At 56.5% G+C, this 2,575-nt stretch carries 2 protein-coding genes and 1 pseudogene; all 3 read left to right on the top strand.

From position 1 onward, the window contains the following. A partial coding sequence (olsA, locus tag ACXJ5O_RS24000) for a lyso-ornithine lipid O-acyltransferase (RefSeq protein ID WP_457302093.1) occupies nt 1-758 on the top strand: 758 nt, incomplete at its 5' end. A gap of 10 nt (nt 759-768) precedes the next feature. Further along, complete coding sequence (miaB, locus tag ACXJ5O_RS23995; protein ID WP_457302092.1) at nt 769-2,208, top strand: tRNA (N6-isopentenyl adenosine(37)-C2)-methylthiotransferase MiaB; 1,440 nt, start codon at nt 769-771, stop codon at nt 2,206-2,208. A 29-nt stretch (nt 2,209-2,237) separates the two neighbouring features. Continuing rightward, a pseudogene (locus ACXJ5O_RS23990) lies at nt 2,238-2,575 on the top strand (PhoH family protein); the annotation flags it as partial.

The following is a 2,575-nucleotide window of genomic DNA, read 5'->3' as shown; positions in this document are numbered from 1 at the left end:
CCGGGTGGCGACCGCGTACCACGACGCCAATCCTGTTTCATCGGATCGTGCGACGTCTCCTTGGTTTTCGAGTTCATATCCATGGCGAGATGGCAAAGGGACGGCCCCTTCTGTTGACGGCCAATCATTCCTCGTGGACGGATATCGTCATTCTCGGCTCTCTGCACGAGATGGCTTTTATCGCCAAGGCGGAAGTGGCGAACTGGCCGCTGTTTGGTATGCTGGCCAAGCTGCAGCGGACGGTGTTCATCGAGCGGGAAAAGCGCGGCAAGACGCATCATCAAGCCAGTGAAATCGCAACCCGGCTCGCCGGAGGCGACGCCATGGTATTGTTTGCCGAGGGAACAACCTCCGACGGCAACCGCGTCCTTCCATTCAAGACATCTCTCTTTGGCGCCGCACAGGTGGCAATTCGCGATGCGGGTGCGGAAACGGTTACGGTACAACCGGTGGCGATCGCCTATACACGAGTTCATGGCATACCAATGGGGCGGTCGCATAGACCGCTTGTTGCCTGGCCGGGTGATGTACCCCTCGGCCCAAGTTTGATTGGCCTTCTCAAAGATGGTGCTATCGATGTCGATGTCTGGTTTGGCGAACCAGTCGTCATCGACAGGAAAAGTGACCGCAAGGCTTTAGCACGGACGATGGAAGAGCGTGTCCGCGCAATGGTGCGCTCTTCGGTGATGGGACGTGATTTTGTCAATCCGGACGCCGAAAGCGACTCAGCTATTCTCAACGACGCCAAAAAGCTTTAGAAGCCTGCAAATGGACGACATGAATATCAATACTGAGCCGGGCGAAGCTTCCGGCACCGCTCCGCATTCGCCAGCCCTCGCGAACACACGCAAGGTCTATGTGAAGACCTATGGCTGCCAGATGAACGTCTATGACAGTCAGCGGATGACCGACAGCCTCGCCGCCGAAGGGTATAGCCCGACCGATACCGCTGACGATGCCGATCTCGTGCTGATCAACACTTGCCATATTCGCGAAAAGGCTTCCGAAAAACTCTATTCGGCTCTCGGCCGCCTGCGCAAGATGAAAGATGCGCGGGCAAAGGAGGGTCGCGAACTGACTGTCGGTGTTGCGGGTTGTGTTGCGCAGGCAGAAGGCGATGAGATCACGCGCCGGGCGCCGGTGGTGGATCTCGTCGTCGGTCCCCAGACGTATCATCGTCTGCCCCAGGCGTTGGCCCGCGTTCGCCAAGGCGAGCGTGTCGTCGAGACCGAATATGCGATAGAAGACAAGTTCGAGCATCTGCCTGCGCCTGCAAAGGAGCAGACAAGAAGCCGTGGCGTGACAGCGTTTTTGACAGTGCAGGAAGGCTGCGACAAATTCTGCACCTTCTGCGTGGTTCCCTATACCCGTGGATCGGAAGTTTCCCGTCCCGTCGCACAAATTCTGAAAGAAGCCGAAAAGCTTGCCGACGCGGGCGTGCGTGAGCTGACCCTGCTCGGTCAGAACGTCAACGCCTGGCACGGCGAGGGTCCGGACGGGCGCGAATGGGGTTTGGGCAAACTGCTTTACCGTTTGGCCGAAGTCCCTGGCATCGTGCGGCTTCGTTACGTCACCAGTCATCCGCGCGATATGGATGATACATTGATCAACGCGCATCGCGATCTTGATATGCTGATGCCTTATCTGCATTTGCCCGTTCAGTCCGGTTCCGATCGCATCCTGAAAGCCATGAACCGCAAGCACACAAGCGCCGACTATTTGCGTTTGATCGAGCGCATTCGCACTGCCCGTTCCGATATCGCCCTGTCTGGCGACTTCATTGTGGGATTTCCGGGCGAGACGGAAGAAGATTTCGAGGCGACGATGCAGATCGTGCGCGATGCTACCTATGCTGCAGCCTATTCGTTCAAATACTCGCCGCGTCCAGGAACGCCAGGCGCCGATATGGATAATCATGTTGCCGAAACCGTAAAAGACGAAAGGCTCCAGCGGCTACAGGCTTTGCTCAGTGAGCAACAATACGCGTTCCAGCGCAGCCTTATAGGAAAGAGCATGGATGTGCTCATCGAAAAGCCCGGCAGAGTACCTGGCCAGATGGTCGGAAGATCTCCCTGGTTACAACCTGTAATTATCGATGTACACGGGGGAAGAATCGGCGACATTATCAGTGTACGAATCATCGACACCGGGACCAACAGTTTGATTGGCATTCGGGAGATGAACTCGGCGAGCAATGGGATTATATAAAAGGCTGAACACTTATTCAGGAGAGCCGTTTGAACGCCACCGAAAAACTGAAACCCGCTCCCTCGGGAACCCCCCATGGAGCTTCAGATCTGGCGCATATCGTACTGACATTTGACAATAACAGGCTGGCGAGTGCGCTGTTCGGCCAGTTCGATGAAAATCTCGCCCGCATCGAGCAGAAGCTCGGTGTCGATGTTCGCTCAAAAGGCAATCAGCTCGCCATTCGGGGTGAGCCTGGCGCAACGGAACAGGCACGCAGGACGCTCGATCAGCTCTATGAACTTTTGCAAAAAGGCCATGACATCTCCGCGTCCGATGTCGATGGCGCATTGCGCATGGCAATCGCCGCCGATGACCAGTTGACGCT

This window comes from Phyllobacterium sp. P5_D12 (assembly GCF_054049495.1).
The sequence above is the reverse complement of the archived record's forward strand: the minus strand, read 5'-3'. Positions and strand labels throughout refer to the sequence as shown.

Excerpts from the sequence above, each read along its gene's own strand:
- miaB (WP_457302092.1), top strand. The coding sequence starts at position 769 with ATGGACGACATGAATATCAATACTGAGCCGGGCGAAGCTTCCGGCACC.